Origin of the sequence: Pseudochrobactrum sp. B5 (assembly GCF_001939785.1) — a bacterium.
Taxonomy (GTDB): Bacteria; Pseudomonadota; Alphaproteobacteria; order Rhizobiales; family Rhizobiaceae; genus Pseudochrobactrum; species Pseudochrobactrum saccharolyticum.
Genome location: NZ_MOYL01000006.1, coordinates 9,301 through 26,980, shown reverse-complemented (window position 1 = coordinate 26,980; position 17,680 = coordinate 9,301). Strand labels below are relative to the sequence as shown.

General features: G+C 47.0%; 12 protein-coding genes. 10 read left to right on the top strand and 2 right to left on the bottom strand.

Annotation, left to right across the window (positions count from 1 at the left end; all coding sequences use genetic code 11):
• Window positions 1–22: 22 nt before the first annotated feature.
• Window positions 23–1,708 (bottom strand): PIN domain-containing protein, encoded by a 1,686-nt coding sequence (locus BKD14_RS15765; RefSeq protein WP_139316450.1) that lies wholly within the window; start codon window positions 1,706–1,708, stop codon window positions 23–25.
• A 544-nt stretch (window positions 1,709–2,252) separates the two neighbouring features.
• On the opposite strand from BKD14_RS15765, the gene BKD14_RS15760 reads away from it, so the two are divergent.
• From BKD14_RS15760 to BKD14_RS15740, 5 genes are all read left to right on the top strand, one after another.
• Window positions 2,253–2,687, top strand: a complete 435-nt coding sequence (locus tag BKD14_RS15760; RefSeq protein ID WP_075657191.1) for a DUF3010 family protein — start codon at window positions 2,253–2,255, stop codon at window positions 2,685–2,687.
• On the top strand, window positions 2,687–3,754 hold the full coding sequence (locus BKD14_RS15755; protein WP_075657190.1) for a serine/threonine-protein kinase: 1,068 nt from the start codon (window positions 2,687–2,689) through the stop codon (window positions 3,752–3,754). Before BKD14_RS15760 ends, BKD14_RS15755 begins: the two co-directional genes overlap by 1 nt.
• A 211-nt stretch (window positions 3,755–3,965) precedes the next feature.
• The gene (locus BKD14_RS15750) at window positions 3,966–4,958 is read left to right on the top strand and encodes a site-specific integrase (RefSeq protein ID WP_075657189.1); all 993 of its coding nucleotides are present in this window, start codon (window positions 3,966–3,968) and stop codon (window positions 4,956–4,958) included.
• 1,007 nt (window positions 4,959–5,965) lie between these two features.
• Complete coding sequence (locus BKD14_RS15745; protein ID WP_075657188.1) at window positions 5,966–6,979, top strand: hypothetical protein; 1,014 nt, start codon at window positions 5,966–5,968, stop codon at window positions 6,977–6,979.
• A 224-nt stretch (window positions 6,980–7,203) separates the two neighbouring features.
• Window positions 7,204–7,563, top strand: a complete 360-nt coding sequence (locus BKD14_RS15740) for a hypothetical protein (protein ID WP_075657187.1) — start codon at window positions 7,204–7,206, stop codon at window positions 7,561–7,563.
• Between the two features lie 233 nt (window positions 7,564–7,796).
• On the opposite strand, the gene BKD14_RS15735 is transcribed toward BKD14_RS15740, so the two are convergent.
• Window positions 7,797–8,360: a recombinase family protein gene (locus tag BKD14_RS15735; RefSeq protein WP_075657186.1), complete on the bottom strand. Its 564-nt coding sequence runs from the start codon at window positions 8,358–8,360 to the stop codon at window positions 7,797–7,799.
• Between the two features lie 195 nt (window positions 8,361–8,555).
• On the opposite strand from BKD14_RS15735, the gene BKD14_RS19165 reads away from it, so the two are divergent.
• The 5 genes from BKD14_RS19165 to BKD14_RS15715 all read left to right on the top strand — a co-directional run bounded on the left by BKD14_RS19165 (window position 8,556) and on the right by BKD14_RS15715 (window position 17,679).
• A complete protein-coding gene (locus BKD14_RS19165; RefSeq protein ID WP_139316449.1) occupies window positions 8,556–9,164 on the top strand; it encodes a hypothetical protein in 609 nt (202 codons plus the stop codon).
• Between the two features lie 1,281 nt (window positions 9,165–10,445).
• Window positions 10,446–11,918, top strand: a complete 1,473-nt coding sequence (locus BKD14_RS15730) for an ATP-binding protein (protein ID WP_210215523.1) — start codon at window positions 10,446–10,448, stop codon at window positions 11,916–11,918.
• A complete protein-coding gene (locus BKD14_RS15725) occupies window positions 11,905–14,640 on the top strand; it encodes a Z1 domain-containing protein (protein WP_075657184.1) in 2,736 nt (911 codons plus the stop codon). The genes BKD14_RS15730 and BKD14_RS15725 overlap by 14 nt, the downstream gene beginning before the upstream one ends.
• Entirely contained in the window at window positions 14,633–15,577 is a 945-nt protein-coding gene (locus BKD14_RS15720) for a PD-(D/E)XK motif protein (protein ID WP_075657183.1), read from the top strand. The genes BKD14_RS15725 and BKD14_RS15720 overlap by 8 nt, the downstream gene beginning before the upstream one ends.
• Window positions 15,577–17,679, top strand: coding sequence for an AIPR family protein (locus tag BKD14_RS15715; RefSeq protein ID WP_075657345.1), 2,103 nt, complete (start codon window positions 15,577–15,579; stop codon window positions 17,677–17,679). The genes BKD14_RS15720 and BKD14_RS15715 overlap by 1 nt, the downstream gene beginning before the upstream one ends.
• Window position 17,680 lies beyond the last annotated feature (1 nt).

The following is a 17,680-nucleotide window of genomic DNA, read 5'->3' as shown; positions in this document are numbered from 1 at the left end:
GGCGAGCAAGATAAGGGGCGAACTAGCGGCCGCAGTGCTCGACGATCTCATCCGCAATCACCATGAGATTGTATGCTTCAACCTTTCTGCTGACAGGGATCAGAAGCTCCACCGGTTTAGTGAGGTTTTCGGCTTCGACTGTACACCGCACTGCGCCAGTGACGTCTCCATCGTCAGGAAACAGTACGTCGATCTCGAAAAACTCCTCTCCGCGCTGATGGCGGAACAGATCACAAGTCAGAGCGCCACGCTTGGTCGGCTTCCCTTTTGGCCACCGGTCGTAGTAAAATCCCTCCGGATCGTGCTTCTCGGGCATCAGCGGCATACGGAAAGCAGGGACATCGATATATGTTGACCTAGCAATGCCGGTGGGTTGAATAAGCGATCTACGCAGGCGGTCATGCTCCTCTGCCATTCTCATGATGTCCGACATTGGCCCTATGCCACGCGCTAAGTCAGCGAGCGCTCCTGTACCGTGAAGGTTGTCAAACATCGACTGCGCGCTATGTATCGCTGCAAGTTGGGGACCGAGACCGCTCATCACTCCGCGCGAAGCCTTCTCCAACTCAGAAATCCTCAGACCACTGCCGGGCATTCTCAGTGTAGCGATATCAACACCTTTCGCCGCAGAAGGCGGCCGCTTCACGATGCGTCGAACCGCTGGCGGAACAGGCGGTGCGGGCAGCCTAGGAATGGGGGGAAGTGTGGGTTGCCCATCGTCATCATTCCCATCCTCGTGATCGTCTGGATCATCTGCGTCACGGCTCAAATCGATGTCGCCGACAGCCTCAAACGAGACGCGCATCTTCGAGGCCGGTCGAGTTCCACCGTTGGCGACCCCAAATGTTAGCGCCACTTCGGCCTCAGGTTCGACGCGGCCCTTATGCAGCGATTCAAAGATTGAGCGGCACGCGTCGATCCATTTTGGGTAGGCTTCGGACGAGTATTTCCTGATCGCTTCAGCATCCGGCGCTTCGTAGGAAATTTCGGTTCCATCGGCCTGAATCTCGGCTTCCGGAGCAGAGAAATCCTCCGTTGGGGAGTGACGCGCTTTTAGTTTGTCGATCAGTCGGTCAATTTCGGAGGGCTCAAGTGCCAATGCGATCCGGCGGACCACATTAGCCGCTGTTGCCTCGCCGGAGACGTTCGCGATGCTAATGACAGGCTCTTGCGATCTATAGATCGATAGATCTTTTTCCAGTTCCTTGATCCGCTTTGCTTCGGTCGTCTGCTCCGGCGGTCGCTTCCAACTCTCCGGGATCAGAAAGAAGGAAACCCCAAGTCCCTGCGCGGTGGACGCCGCAACACTGTCATCTGTGAGCATCTTGACGGAGGCGAATGTTTCGTCCTTCGAAAGGGTGGCGACAGTTCCGACGATCCGGTCGTCGTTGATGCCGTAGTCAAGTGAGCTCGCGAGTTCGGGGGCGGGCTGGACGATGGGCATCAGCCGGAGCAGGACGCGTGGTCCGGCTTCCTGAATAACGACTTCCGGCGGAAGGGCCGCAAGCATTCCACGTATGCGCCCCGAAATCTCGATTGCCCGCTTGCGTGTTCTGCCGCCGCCCTTTTTGTGCTTGTCGATCTCCGCCAAAACGGGTTTGGTCAGTGCGATCACAACCGGATCCACGGCGAGGTCAGACCAAGGAAGCTCTTCTAGGCGCTTGCACTCGAAGAAGAGATTCGTATCGGCTACAAGCACATGCTCCATTCGCCCCTCGCACACGCGGAAATGATGGTGAACCAATCGCCTGTGCGGAATTCACCGTTTCTGTCGCTGTATAGAGAAGTCAGAACATTTCCGCAACAAAACTACCTACTGAACTCGTAGCGCGGAACATCGACAATCAAGGTTTGGCTGCTGAGCGGCTGGCCTCGCTGTCGCAAATATAGTTGTGTTGCCTACGAGGCCGTAAACTAGGTGACGGGCTGCCGACCCGACGCAGCAGCCTGAAGCCTGCCGACCGCTTCGCACTCCACCGGAGCCATTCGCTCGGGCCTTATTTAGAGGGTTATAGCGTAGGTGTAGTTCTCCGTTTCGTCGGCTTCGGCCCGCCATTTTACTTAATTAAATCAATTAGTATAAAAGCTTTATTCTGCTCATTTGACTTCAGCTATGCGATCCACTGTTAATTTTAGTATTATGGGCCACGCTTGTGGCACATGTAGCCACTCATTCCTCAGAAAATGAACCATCATCTTTCGATTGACGACTCAGCTCTTGACTGCATAGGTTGCGACTATTCAGGTCTAAGTTGGAGCGTGTTTTGAAAGTTTGTGGTCTTCAAATTAAAGCTAGTGAAGCAATACTCATCATTGTCGAGGAGGCTGCAGGAGCTCCTGCTCTTGTGGAATGTAAGACAAAACGTTTGATCCTCAAAAATCATGAAGACAGTGCCGAACTTGAATCTTTTTTTCAGGCTGTAAAATCATTCATTCATGAAAATGCTATAGACGTCATAGCTGTGAAAAAGCGTGCCAGCAGCGGAGCAATGGCATCTTCGGGAGTAACGTTCAAAATTGAAACGCTATTCCAACTGGCCCATAAAAATATCGCTTTTATCTCGCCACAAGCAATAAGCTCATTTTCAAAAACAAATGTCGGCGGCATTCCGAGTAGAGTAGCTGCATACCAAAAAGATGCCTACCTATCAGCTGGTGTATACTTGAAAACCCTGGGACTTATTTGATGATCAATATAGATCACCTCCCGGTTGAGATTCATGACGCTATAAAGCATCTGGCCAAGGACATTGAATTTACCTCTGAGAGCGAGAAGGGCGCTAACGGCTACGTGCTGTTGGGCTGCAATAAGATTCTCGAACGAGAGGTGGCTGTTAAATTTTACTTTTGGGAGGGAAGTGATCACGCGGAGCCTAAGCTACTAGCGAAGCTTGAACATCCAAACATCGTAAAAGTGCATGACGCATCCAAGGTCAACGACGATTTCGCTTTCTTCGTTACGCCGTTGTGCGCAAACGGTGACGTAGATAATGTTTTGGAGATCAAGCGCTTTGGTTTGAAGGAAGCCATAGACGTTACCATGCAGGTCGCGGCTGGCGCAGGGTTCTTGCACGGGAACGGATTTCTACATCGTGACCTGAAGCCGCAAAATATCTTCTGCGATAATGATCAATACATGATTGGAGATTTTGGCTCTGTAGTTCCTTGTGACGAAGAGGGTTATGCCAAATGCTTAACCAAACACTCTCTCATTTACCGTCCACCCGAAACCATTCAATCAAATAGTTACTTCAAGTCCAGCGACGTGTATCAGCTAGGTATACTGCTGTATCAGCTCCTAGGCGGATCACTTCCTTATTCCGAGCGGGATTGGCTTACGGCTCGGCAGCAAGCTAAATACGATGAGCTTACGGGATTTGATCAACAAGATTTCGCAACCAAGATTATTGAGCAGCGTATCACTGCTGGCAAACTATTGGACTATGGAAGCCTTCCGGATAGCGTTCCTAGAGCATTGATATCAATCATCAGACAATGTTTGCGCGCAGAGCCCAGTGATCGCTACCAGTCGTGTGCAGATTTATCTGCTGCTCTTAACAATATCAGGGGGCAAGTGCACGATTGGACTTTCGATGAGCACCCCGTTCTTCGCAAGAAGGGTAAAGCGATACGAATTCTCGAGAGTAACTCTGGATTCATTATAGAAAAGGACTCCGGAACGGGATGGCGACGTCAGCGCACGCTGAACCCGACAACATTGGCAGAAGCACACAGAATTGCTGAAGAGCAATAATTACCAACCAGCCGTCTATCACGGGGGTTCATAAGTCATTTATGTATGTCACCGATTATGTTAGCTTGGATGACCGCCTTGAGCGGTCGATGAGTGCCCAACAACCCAATCTATTCTGAGGTCTATTCAATCCCACCGCAGCTCTGGAATTACCCTTGGCTCCCAATCGGGGGCGTCCTACGCGTGATCTTCAATATCCATTGGAGATCACATGGCAACGATCCGCAAACTCAGAGGACGCTGGCAAGCACAAGTCCGCAGACGTGGTATGAAACCACGATGCAAATCATTTGATACAAAGACCGAAGCCGAAAAGTGGGCACGTGAACTAGAGAGCCAAGTTGACAAGTTCGGCTCAGCACCAGACACACGCATTCTTGAAAGCACGACACTTGGCGAATTAATGAAGCGATACGCTGAAGAAGTATCGCCGTCCAAACGCGGCGCTACTCAAGAGATACAGCGTCTCGGCGTGCTTCAGCGTCATGATCTCGCATACCGGACGCTCATAGGTGTATCTCAGCAAGATATTGCATCATTCAGGGACGAGCGTCTCCGGTCAGTCAAACCCGCTACAGCCGTCCGCGAGCTTGCAATTCTCAGCCACGTCCTAGATGTTGCAATGCGTGATTGGGGCTACCCCCTCGCCCAGAACGTCGTGAAGATGATCCGGCGACCGACCATTAATAATGCCCGATCACGTCGTTTGACTGCCTCAGAAGAGCAGCGCTTATTAGCCGCCTGTGACGACGGTAGAGTCGAATGTTTTCGTGCGCTAGTCATTGTAGCCATTGAGACCGGGATGCGCCGTGGTGAGCTTCTGGGACTCAAATGGAGCGATATCTCACATAACCGTAGGGTGATCTCATTAGCTCTGACTAAGATCGGAACAAGCCGGGAAGTTCCATTATCAACCCGTGCATATGAAGCGCTCATGTCACTTCATCACAATGACAGTGCAGATCAATCCATGCCCTTTGGGATGACGATCTCCGCTTTTGATCAAACATGGAAACGCGTCATTAAACGTTCCGGTATCATTGATCTTAAGTTTCACGATTTGCGCCACGAAGCCGTCAGCCGTTTCTTTGAGCTAGGTCTAAACGTGATGGAAGTCAGCACGATCTCCGGACACAAAGAACTATCTATGCTGAAGCGCTACACACATTTGAGTGCTGATGCGCTGGTTGGTCGCCTTGGGTAAATGCATCCGGAAGTGGAAACATAATATTGTCACTACACCCAAAAGATACAAAAAGTGACAACATAGTGCTCGGAAAACGCTCGATTTTGTCAACATAGCGCAACATAATCAGCGTCAACATTGATGGAAACGCCCGTTTTTGTTGCGCTATGTTGACAGAGTTTTACCTCATGTTGTCACTTTCGACCAAATTTTGCTGTTTTGGAAATCTGTCAACATTGGCACGTGAACATTACACACGCACCATCAGCAAAAAAGCCATACGCCGTGCAGCATTCCGAATAGTAGATACATCTACCAGCATCATAGTCTGATCACTGCGTTTGCCATCGCTCAAAACCCTTGTGGCACAGTAGCGAAAACATATTTTCAGTCTTTTATCGGCAGCAGAAAATCAGTCTGTGAATCGCCATCTGTCACCATCTTCCGGATATGAATTTCATTGCCGGATCCTCCTAAGCAAATCCCGGTCGAAATAGTTTGTATGATCTGGACGATTGTCAGAGACGCGCCGTTGCAATCTTTTTCCTGCTCCGGTGAAACGCAACCTCCTCATTCATCGCACCGCGCTTCAAACCATCCGCCGGATTGATGCTGCCGCAGCAATCGAAGTCCTAGAGAAATACAAGCCAAGTGATGGGGATGCCTTCTGGCTTCACCGCATCTTTGTGACTGAAACCTCCCATATCGGAACACCGGCTTAGAAGCTCACTGGCGAGCGTCAGCTATCTAGCAGCAATGTTTAGCAATAGACACCGCGGAGCGCGCCTGAGAGAAACCTCAAGTCAAAGAAATTCGATTTTTAAGGGCAATCGCCTGCAGTCTGCCTGTTATTCGCAACAATGTAATTTGCAGGATCTTCAATACCTCTTGGATCCGATTTCTTAAAAAACTAGACAACTTGCGTCATCTCAAACGAAATCTCGCTATAACGAAAGCATCAGGGAAATCTCCCAAAAAACAATAGCTAAACGAATAGGCCATCATGCTTATTCGAAGGAGAGCTTATGCCTACAAAGAATGATGCGATATCTAGCAGGTTGGACGATCTAATTAAGATGCGCACTCTTTTACATCCGAGAGAGTGGAAAAACGAAAGCGCCCTGATGATGAACAGGTGGTTTGACTATAGGTTCACATCACCATTGTCCCTCACCTTACAGTTCGGAAAAATATATCAAGAGAAGTTACGCGCCCATCTTCGTCGGCACGAAGACGTGGCGAAATCGAATACAGTCTACGGCACCCAAACCTATACTCCTGCCGAGCCAGCTGCATGGTTTACAGCTTTATGGAAGGCACGGCAAAGAGCTGACGAATTCTTCCTCCCCTATGAGGCATATATAGAGTTTTCTTTCGATTTTTCGTCACGCCGGAAGCGATATTGGACAATGCTCCCCAGCCAACTCCACCCATCGGCCAAGAATAAAGAAGCGTGGTTGGAATGTTTTGACGAATTTTACAATGACCGCGCACCAGCATTGATCCGTGGAGCAGGAGATATGCCTCATTATCGCTTGGAAAACGATCTCAGTCTTCCGGCACAAAATCAGTTTCGAGAGGTTATGCTTAGTGTATTAGAAAATTCCCCTCGTTTGATGTCTGAAAAAATTGCTGAACGTGTCCATGCAAAACGGCATATCTACCTTGAGTCCGCGCTTAATCTTGTAAAGGAAGACGACCGGGAGAAAGTTGAGAAGGATGCCTTATCTTCATTCAGTGATGGATTTTGGCCTGCTGAACCTGAAAAGAAACTGGACGCAGTAAACTTACTTCCCAGCTGTTTCGGCGTGTTTGAATCAATCAACGTCAAAGCATCGCCCTGCTCAAATTGCCCTGTAGCTAAACAGTGTCGGACATTCGGCCAGAAAGCGATGAGGGAAACCGAACGTTTAACCGGCTTTTCCTCGCCAGCTTGGGAATCGGAAAAGAAACGGAACCGGACGAATACAGCCAATCACCGGAAGCGGAAAGAGGATGCCCTCTCTGAAGCCGGAGATATCCTTTCAGAAGTGCCATAACCTCTGGAACCGGAGGATGTAAGCGCTCTCTATGGTTCTATATTCTTTTAAGGATAATAATAACATAGGAAGCGCTTACATCTTCCGGGAAACATGAGGGCTTTCATTCCTCATATAAATGCAGAAGCACTCCGGTTAAGCTCACCTGAATAACCTCAACAAAATCAATCACTAAACGCGTCTATACCGGCGAGGAAGATGCATGTTTATAAGGAACTGAAATAATGAAATATGATCTCACCACTACACGTCGGCTTTTCCGCAACCGGTTTGAATCATTTGTAGACCATAGTGATGCTTCCGGTGTTTATGTTAACGACGGCGTGCCGTTAACACTCGGTGATGTCTGCAAACTGCTCGAAGACGACACTGAACCGTTTCCTCAGAATTACGATCCGGGTTTCCGCAAGATCTGCGGTCATGAGTATCTGATCTGGCTTCGTCAGGCCCGCACTTATGGCGAGGTGGCTCGGTTGCTCACCTATCGTTTAAACGCACATGAAAACGGTATATTGCGTCTGGGTGGTCTGTGGGTATCAGCACTGCTTCACAGCGAAGAACTTCCGCAGACCTGCCCGAATTGAGAGGTCCAACTTATACTGGTTGCACCAATAGAAAAATAAATCCGCAACAGTTGCGGATTTACAGACCATATTTAACCAGCGAAATGATTATGACCAATCCACCCCTCCTCGCAAAAAACCGCAGGAAAAGGTGCAGGCGCGCACCAGCTTAGCGATGATGAATTTCACAACACCACCGCTGGAACGCGCCCATGACTCGTTATGTGTCAACCAGAGCGCATTAAACGCTCATCCTACGAAGCATCTTGCTTCAGTATCCGGATAAGGCTTCGAGGATGAACATTATAGTCCGCCGCAACGGCCGAAACCGTCCGGCCATGTTCTTCGATTGCCAAGCGTGCAGCAATACGATCGCCTTCAGTCAATGAGGGTTTTCGGCCGATCCTGCTACCTCTGGCACGCGCAACTCGCATTCCAGCTTTGGTGCGCTCGCTAATGATTGCACGCTCAAATTCAGCCATGGCTCCCATAATATGAAATGTAAGCCGACCGCCGGATGTTGAAGTATCTATTGCTTCCGTCAGAGAATGAAATTCAATTTTCTTCCCGGCGAGATCATTGATTAATGTGATAAGATCCACCAATGACCGTCCGAGACGATCTAACCGCCATACAACCAGCATATCTCCGGCTTGTAACGCTTTTAGCGCCTTGATGAGGCCATCCCGTTCAAATTCAGCACCGGACACACCCTGATCAGTATAAACCCTCGTGCAACCGGCTGTTTTCAATGCGCTGAGCTGCAGATCAAGATTTTGGTCGCTGGTTGAAACACGGGCATATCCTATTTTTTTCATCTCACTCATTCCGGATAACTAGAGATAAATATTCAGCTATTCCGAGATGAAGATACCCGTTCCCCTCTTGACGAAAAGGAACCCTTTCGTGCGGCATGGGTTTAGTTGTTGACCGTTTAAGCCTGCCTATCAAAATCAAGGACTTCCGGTCTTTTAAAAATAGCTATTCAAGCACTAGGAGAAGGGTTCCCTTTTGTGCAGTCAACCATCATGAATGTCGCACAAATGAAGCCTGTTTCATCAGCACTTGCAGTTCTTGCTATTACTCTCAGCACAATAAATGTTTCAAACGCTGAACAGGTGAACATCCCACTATTTCTTGAAGGGCCAACGGCAGAAACGACTATTGACGCACTCAGAGTGAGTTTCCGCAGTGAACTGGTCGACCAAAACCTGACAGAACGCATAATAACAGAACGACCACGCGTCTCGCTGTCATGCAACGACAAAAAATTACACGTTCTCCATCTTTATATACCAAAAGATCTAAACCCTTGGAAATCGCTCGCCGAAAGTTTCAGCACAAAAGGCGAAGTGAAATCTGTTGGAGCATTCTCACCCTTCACCGGAAGCGTATTAGCTGCAACTATTGGAGAAGGTCTTGATATCTCAATGGATGTTGGCAGCACAGCCTCCGGCATTGGCCGATCTTGGTATGATGGGATGCCAATCACAATAAACGTTCCATCTGCTGGTGATCTACCGGAGCTAAACATTGTCCTGTTTGGAGCTGAGCAAAGACAACATTTCAGAACCGAAATGGCTGCCGCAATTAAAGCTTGTGAAATTTTATCTGGCTCATGATTTCGCTTATAGTAATATGATCAGCTAGCCAATTAAGAGATGCAGCCGTTGGCGACATGTTATTCTGACCTACTGGTATACTACTGGGTGGACTATCAGGTTCAAGGCGAAAAGAAACAAAAGTGAGCAGCATATCTCTTAAGATCATACTATGAATATAATCGACCCAGTTTGCTAAATACTATTCTTGGATACCAGCGCTGGGAGCAAATTTAAAGACTGTGAGCTATTTCATCCAAGATATATTCAATGGCATGCTAGGCTGCGAGCAATTATTGAGCGGCAAAAGATCGCATAATAGGCACCTTTATTGGTAAGAAGGATTTTGCACCTATTGCTTCGCCATTACTATCCCCGCTCGAGCATTTTCGCCTAACCGATCATCTTGACTACCTAACACGCTTTGAAATGCGATGTAGTGATTAAAGCATCAACACCACGCAGAGCCAGCTAGCATTTAAGATCCGTAGACATTACTGCACACTTCAGCAGACATGCACAAACTTAGGTTTCCAATAAAGCTCGGAGAATGTGATCGATCGCTGCCCCCCCATTCGATGAAGTTTAAAATTTATGCAACAACTGTTTCACGCATACAGACGAATGATACTTTCCCATTCTTAACTGGGCAGATCTCCTCGCCAGTCAATTTATACGCATCGAATAGGCCACCAGCAGGAGGTCTTATGAATGATAACTAAACCGTCCAATGTTGAGCTGGGCTGAACAGCATTATCAGGAATTAGCATGTAGCTCCATAGTTTTCGTTATGTGGCTTCGAGTGATCTTCCGTAGCAATCCAGCCCCGAAACACTGTAGTATCAGTTTTGCGCCACACATCCGAGTCATTCAAAATTATCACTGCGGCTTGGTATCTTTGTGAGGCACAGATGTTGTAATTACTAATTACCGCGTTCGCGGATACTCTCAGGTGCCTTTTGTGGTTTTCCAGTTACCTAAGCAATTAAGCAAGGCATCAGCCTCATGTGCCTATGGTGCGAAAATCCATCAAATATGACATATACAGCTCTATGATGTGGGCTCATTTAGGACGACTGAGAACGAACCACTACACAGTGTAAGAGTTATCATCTCAGCCATCATTCTCGCAGGAGCGTCTCTTTTATTTGGCTCAGTAATTACAGAACCAAATAAAACATCACCTTATGCGAACCATTGAATTTATTTCACATATAAAATCTCTTGCCGATCTAGATGAATACATTATGATCAACATTAGTAGCCTTAGTATTTTTCTTAATACACGCGATGTTTACCAGAATGCGCCACGCTGATGTCACTCCTTATGCCGCCAACCTGATTGAGGGCCTGCGCGATTTCGGCTATAGTCTTGAAACCGCTTTGGCAGATGTCATCGACAACTCCATTACAGCTGGTGCGCGTAATATATCCCTCGAAGCCGACACGACCTCTGCCAATCCTTGGATCGCGATTATTGACGATGGCCACGGGATGACAGAAGCAGAATTGATAGAGGCTATGCGCTTTGGCACAAAGAACCCTCTCGACACACGCGACGCTAAGGATCTTGGGCGCTTCGGTCTCGGCCTTAAAAGCGCAAGCTTCTCACAATGTCGCTCACTGACTGTAGTAAGCCGAAAAAACAGTGTCACTTCTTGTGCCGCTTGGGACTTAGATGCGGTTAAAGCCACCAACAAATGGGAAATTGAGCTTATCTCGGATTGGCAAATATTCTTGGGCGCGCATACAATCGGCGCAACTGGAACTGCTGTGATCTGGCAAAACCTCGATCGACTAGATGGCGGCTTTCGTAACATCCATCCTGATCGCACCAGAGTTCTCAACGAAGCTCTATCAAAGGCTGCTAACTATTTGCAATTGGTATTTCACCGCTTCATGCAGGGCCCCAATCCGCGAATGATCTTAACGCTCAATGGTAAACAACTCACACCACACGATCCATTTGCAGAGAGCTTGCCTAGCCGACAATCCGATCCTGAAGAAATTCTTCCTTTAGCGGCAGGAAAAGTCGTAATCCAATCTGTTACGCTACCCCACCATAAGAGGATGACAATCGCGCAGTGGGAAGCGTTGGGACGCGGGGAAGGCATGTTAAAAACTCAAGGTTTTTATGTCTATCGTGCGGAAAGATTGATAATTGCAGGCAGTTGGCTTGGCTTGGCCAAGCAAACCGAACTCACTAAGCTTGCTCGAGTGCGTGTTGATATTCCTAATTCGATGGATTCCGAATGGAAGATCGACGTCAAAAAAGCTTCCGCGCAATTGCCTCTAGTTGTTCGCAGACGCTTATCAAGTATTTTAGAACGCATTTCGAGTAATTCAAAACGCGTTTATCATACACGCGGGCGCAAACTTGTATCCGACGAGCAACTCCCTCTATGGGATAGAATATTGCGAGCAGGGAAAATATCCTTCGAGCCAAATTTAAAACATCCCGCTCTAATGAACTTCGCTGAGCGTTTGCCAGAAGAATTAAGAGAGGAATTCCTCTCTTGTATAAGGCTACTCGGCGCAGGCCTTCCTTTGGCTACTTTATATGCAGACATGCATGGGAATGAAGCAGAAGTTATCGCCACAGATGCTGATCACTCGGCTTTGATTTTGCAGGCCAGAGCTATTTATAATTTCTGCATAACACAAAATTATACCAAAGAAGATGCTATCGCATTATTCAGAACGAACGAACTCCTTAAAAACAACTGGAAATCAGCTGAAGCGCATATTGAGGAAATCTTGAATGAATTTGAATAATGAAAGTCAAGAGGCGATTGATGCACTTTTTGCAACAGCATCACAGGCACTGATTAACCAGCCGCGCAAGACCTCGATCGAACTACGTGCTCTTCTTAATGGGTTGACGCTTTTTGTCTCTCCAAAGGCCAATGAAAATGAAATTGAAAAAGTTGCACGTAGGATTGAAGCAGCCAATGGGGTGCGCATCTCGGAGGCAGCAGTGCTGCATGATGACAGCGTCATGCCTTGGCTTGATGAGGCAAAAAAAACTATCGACCCCTTCTATTGGAAACGTTATCGCCAGCTGTTAATTGGTCAAGGCCTACCGCGTGATGTTGTCAATGAAATGGATAATGTTACTGAAAAGATTTTGTCGCAAATGGGCAATCCCCATAGCGGTTCATATTGGCAGCGTAAAGGCATGGTGATGGGCCATGTGCAAAGTGGTAAAACTGCTAATTATACTGGACTTTTATGTAAAGCTGCCGATGCAGGATACCGTCTAATTATTGTCATTGCTGGTATTCACAACAATCTTCGCAGCCAGACTCAACAGCGTATCGACGAAGGATTTATTGGTCGTGACAGCTCCGGCTTTGGAAAAGCCAATCGCAGAGAGATAGGTGTTGGTCTACTTGAGACTGGGCGTTTCCCAGTCACTTTGACGACCTCACTTCAAGACTTTAAAAAAACTACTGCAACAACAAACCGAAGCCAAATTGATTCTTATAAAGTCCCAGTCGCTCTAGTTATTAAAAAGAATTCAAATACTCTAAAGAATTTGATTTCTTGGCTTAAAGAGAACAGCGCCGAAGGGGACGCACTGACTATTAATCAGCCTATGCTTTTGATAGATGACGAGGCGGATAATGCTTCTATCAATACTAAGTATGGTAAAGATGAAGTAACTCGCATCAATGGTCAGATTAGAGAGCTTTTACAAACATTTCATCGTAGTTGTTATGTTGGTTATACAGCAACACCATTTGCTAATATTTTTATAGATCCAGATCAAGATCATGAAATGCTCGGTGAAGATCTCTTCCCACGCAATTTTATCATTGGTCTCGACGCACCAACAAACTATTTTGGCGGTAAAAAAATCTTTATTGATGGAATCCCTGAGGACGACACTGAGAGCCCCGATTACATTCGCTACATTGAAGACAATGAAGCTCATCTCCCCATTATTCATAAACAGCATGATGCTCTCGACACAATCCCACATAGCCTGATCACTGCAATCCGCGCCTTTATGATCACACGCACTATACGAAATCTGCGAGGACAAGAGAAAAAACACGCTTCTATGCTCGTGAATGCCAGTCGCTTCACCAATATGCAGAGCCTGCTGCGAAATCGTATACATGAAAAGGTCAACGAAATTCTAGATGCTCTACGTATCAATGGTTCGCGGGGAGCAAGGGGGCTGAAAGACTCAGAAATTGCTGCTCTTCAAGTTGTCTGGCGAAATGAATTCTACAATGCAGGCTTTTCTTGGAGCGAGATCCAAGCAGCTATGTTTGATGCGGTCGCGGCAATTCGAGTTGTTGAAGTCAACTCTAGAGCCAATGGCCTTGATTACTCTACTCTAGGCGCTACGATAATTGCCGTCGGCGGCTTTTCTCTCTCGCGCGGCCTTACGCTTGAGGGACTAACAATCACTTGGTTCCTCCGTAATACTATGATGTATGACACGCTCATGCAAATGGGGCGGTGGTTCGGCTATCGGCCCGATTATGAAGACCTCTGCCGTATTTGGATGCCGCGTGCAGCTTCGGTTTGGTATTCCCATATTGCTTCTGCAACCGATGAGTTGCATCGAGAGCTCAAGCGTATGGAAAAATCACGGGCCACACCAATGCAGTTTGGTTTAGCTGTGCGCAGTCATCCATCAGCCCTAATGATTACAGCGCGAAACAAGGTCGGATCCGGTGAGCGCACTGTTTCTGTAGGTTTATCAAACAGTTTTGTAGAAACAGCCCGCCTTCCCGCTAATAACCATGAACTCGATAATAATCACACTGCCGCGCTGGCCTTGCTTGACCGCCTCACTAATGAAGGTTTCAACATTCAAGGCACTCCGCAAGTCTCTGGTGGCAAATTTCTCACACACATCAAACGCGAGCTTATTGAACCATTTTTGTTGGCGTGGAACAATTCTGATGCCAATATAACAACTCAGATCTCACCGTTGCTCACATATATCGATAATCGTGCCGATGAAATGGACACTTGGGATGTTTTAATCGGCACCAAGGCCGATGGCGTTATCAACACGACAATCGGTCATGGCATTATTCCGATCGAACGCTCGATTAATACTGATGATCTTGCACAAGACATCATCTCCTTGGGTAAACACAATATGCGAGTTTCGTCGCGTAATGTTGAAAAGCTCGGGCTTACCATTGCGCAAATTACTGACGCCGAGACCAGCTATCGTAGCAACAAAAATCTCATCGATAACAAGCATATAAATTATCCTGGCTATATTTATCGAGAAGTGCGTCAGCGACCACTATTGGCACTCTATTTTGTTTCGGTTAAACGACCCGATGAACTAAAGGTGGTCCTACCGGACAATTTCCCGCAAGAACCTGTTGTAGCTTGGGCGATCAGCTTCCCTGTTTCTACGCGCCCAGATGAGCGTGTCGAATATGTGATTAACAAGGTCAAACAGCGCGAATTGTTTGGTCAACCTGATGACGACGAAGATGACGAGACCGAAAATGATTAATGACCCTTGGAAGTCTCTTCCGCGTGGTGAAATGCGCCGCGTCGAAGAAGATGGAAAATATAATTATTTCTGGGCCTCCCTAGAAACGGGACAATCTGCGCTAATTTTATTTTTACCCCTTGGACTTCCTCCCCCAAAAGACATTCCTAAACTACGCAATATGGATCTGTCCTACCAAGCGCTTCCTCAACCTATCTTTATGGTGGCTCTAAAGGATCCGAGCCATCGCAATATTTTTAGTATTCTTTGTCAAAACATTGTTCGAGCTGGAGAGCTGAGTAAAGATGCGGAAAGCGCTTTCAATGCGAGTATTGCGCGTGCGCGTCGTTGGCATTTTTTGCTAAAAGCTGGAAGTGCAGAAAGTCTATCTCTCGAACAACAAAGAGGGTTGGTCGGCGAACTTGCTTGCCTAAGAACTCTCATACAGACCATCGGCCCCGCAGCTGCTGTTGAGGCTTGGCGTGGGCCAGAAGGCGCTTCGCGTGATTTCGAACTACCCAATCTAGTTATCGAGGTAAAGGCTAAACGTGAAGGCGCCAAGCCTTTTGTGCGGATATCATCGGAAGAGCAACTAGCCAATTTTGCAAATGGTAAATTGCTACTTCGTATCTATGATATCCAAAATGCGGTGCAGCCTGAAGGCTTTGATCTACATGATCATGTTAATCAAACATTGGCTATGTGCCGCGCCCATGCTCAGGCTTCGCTTCGCATGGAAACGCTCTTAGCTGAAGTTGGCTATGATTCTATGGATGATTATAATGGACGGCGCTGGATTATTACTCGTTGCCGAACTTTCAACGTCAAAGAAGGTTTCCCTCGTGTGGTGCCACCAGTTCTTCTAGGTGTCTCGGGCATTACCTACAACGTCGCCATAGACGCTTGCGAACAGTATCTCTGTGATACCGATCCTATAGAATGTTTGGAGCTAAATTGATGCTGGATACCGAAATTATTGATTTCCATCGGAGTCTGTTAGCGGATATCCAAAGCGATGCTGAAAGTAGCTCCGCTTATGCTGTAGAAAGCTTTTTTGCGAAATCTGTGGACCTTTTGGCAGAAGCGGGTGAAATAGAAGGAGCAACGTGGAGTCATTATTCCGGTAAAAGAAGGCGCAAACTTGCACAAGACAAAGTCACAAAAACAGCTGAATTGGGTGTAACTGGCTTCAGCGGCGATCCAAATGAAAGCAATAATATCCTCTCTTTAATACTAATAGATATGGGATACGGTGAAGAACCTCATGCTGTCGGCAGTGCTGATGTAAAAAAGGCCTTTAACCAACTGGTAGAGTTCGTGCGAGCTGCACGCGACCCAGTCTTTCGTGACTCCCTTGAAGAAGCTAGTGAAGGCGCAGCTCTGATTGATTTAATATGGAAACGATGGACACGAATTGAAAAATTCAATCTTTTCTTCGTAACCAACGGCATTGCAAGCTCCAAGGTTGATACACGTTCTATGGGGTCGATTGATGGAAAAGACGTTATATTTAACGTCTGGGACTTAACTCGCCTGCGCCGATTTATTGAACAAGGAAATGCTCGCGAAACTCTATTCATCGATTTTGAAAATGAATTTAATGAGATTATTCCTGTTTTAGAATGCAGTGCACTGGGCGCTTCTATCAACAGCTATCTCGCCGTAATTTCTGGAAGCACCCTAGCCGCTATATATGAAAAATGGGGACCAAGACTATTAGAAGCCAATGTGCGCGGTTTCTTACAAGCGAAAGGTGCTGTGAACAAAGGAATTCGCAAGACTATTATTGAAGAACCGCATATGTTTCTCGCATATAATAACGGATTATCAGTCACTGCGGATAAAATTGACCTAGTCACAACGGAAAATGGCACTATGATGATCTCTGCGGAAAATATGCAGATTGTCAATGGCGGCCAAACCACTGCCTCCCTGCATTCCGTGCGTAAAGAGGCTGCAGAGCAGCTTAAAAACGTGCGCATTCAAATGAAAATCAATCTTGTTTCGCGCGAACAAAGTGAAGAAGTAGTTCCTCGCATCTCGGAATATGCAAACTCCCAGAATAAAGTTAATGCCGCGGATTTCTTTGCTAACCATCCTTTCCATGTGCGTGTTGAAGAGTTATCGCGTCGAGTTCTTGCCCCTGCAGGTGTCAGAGGTTACGTCGAGCGCAAATGGTTTTATGAACGGGCTCGAGGCCAATATGCAGATGCTCGCTCCAAACTTACTATTGCTGCACGCAAAAAATTTGACACCGATTTTCCAAAATCTTGTTTCTTCACCAAGACAGACCTAGCAAAATTCGTCCTAGCTTTCGACTCCCAGCCCGATGTAGTTAGCTTGGGCGCACAAAAATGCTTTGTGAAATTTGCAGAAAACACTGGAAAGAAATGGGGAGAGTCTGGTGAGGATTATGATGAACTTTGGTTCAAACGTCTTGTGGCAAAGGCGATCGTATTCCGCGAAACTGAGAGAATGGTATCGAGAGCAGAATGGTATCAAGGCGGTTATCGCGCAAACATTGTTGCTTATGCGATTGCCAAACTTTCTCACGATCTTAGCATCAGATCCCAAATTATGGACCTGGATCAGGTCTGGAAACTTCAAGCTCTTCCAAATGCTTTGGAGGAAGCTCTTTCAATTACGGGCGAGGCGGCACAATTTGTCATTCTCAATGGTGATTCCAGCGTCCGCCATACCGGAGAATGGACTAAGAAGGCCATGTGTTGGAAGCGTTTGAAAGAACAAGAAATCAATTTCGACCGAAATTTAGAAAATGCTGCGATGGATCTTGAGGAATACAAAAGTTGCGCACGTGAACGGCTTCAGTCGACTAAAGAGACAAATAATCTGATAGGTGAGACTAAAGTAATAGAGCTCGGTGGCTATTTTTGGCAAAAACTTTACGACTGGGGTATGGCCAAACGCGCGTTTACGGAGAATGAAGCTAACGCACTCAAAGTTTGCAGTGCTATCCCCAGAAAAATCCCTAATGAGCTGCAATGTAAGCGTGCACTATCCACCCTTAAAAAAGCAGAAGGGCTTGGGTTTAAAATATAAT

Coding starts and splice junctions, on each gene's coding strand:
- BKD14_RS15745 (WP_075657188.1), top strand. CDS start 5,966: ATGCCTACAAAGAATGATGCGATATCTAGCAGGTTGGACGATCTAATT.
- BKD14_RS15730 (WP_210215523.1), top strand. CDS start 10,446: ATGCGCCACGCTGATGTCACTCCTTATGCCGCCAACCTGATTGAGGGC.
- BKD14_RS15765 (WP_139316450.1), bottom strand. CDS start 1,708: ATGGAGCATGTGCTTGTAGCCGATACGAATCTCTTCTTCGAGTGCAAG.
- BKD14_RS15715 (WP_075657345.1), top strand. CDS start 15,577: ATGCTGGATACCGAAATTATTGATTTCCATCGGAGTCTGTTAGCGGAT.
- BKD14_RS15750 (WP_075657189.1), top strand. CDS start 3,966: ATGGCAACGATCCGCAAACTCAGAGGACGCTGGCAAGCACAAGTCCGC.
- BKD14_RS15720 (WP_075657183.1), top strand. CDS start 14,633: ATGATTAATGACCCTTGGAAGTCTCTTCCGCGTGGTGAAATGCGCCGC.
- BKD14_RS15755 (WP_075657190.1), top strand. CDS start 2,687: ATGATCAATATAGATCACCTCCCGGTTGAGATTCATGACGCTATAAAG.
- BKD14_RS15735 (WP_075657186.1), bottom strand. CDS start 8,360: ATGAAAAAAATAGGATATGCCCGTGTTTCAACCAGCGACCAAAATCTT.
- BKD14_RS15725 (WP_075657184.1), top strand. CDS start 11,905: ATGAATTTGAATAATGAAAGTCAAGAGGCGATTGATGCACTTTTTGCA.
- BKD14_RS15740 (WP_075657187.1), top strand. CDS start 7,204: ATGAAATATGATCTCACCACTACACGTCGGCTTTTCCGCAACCGGTTT.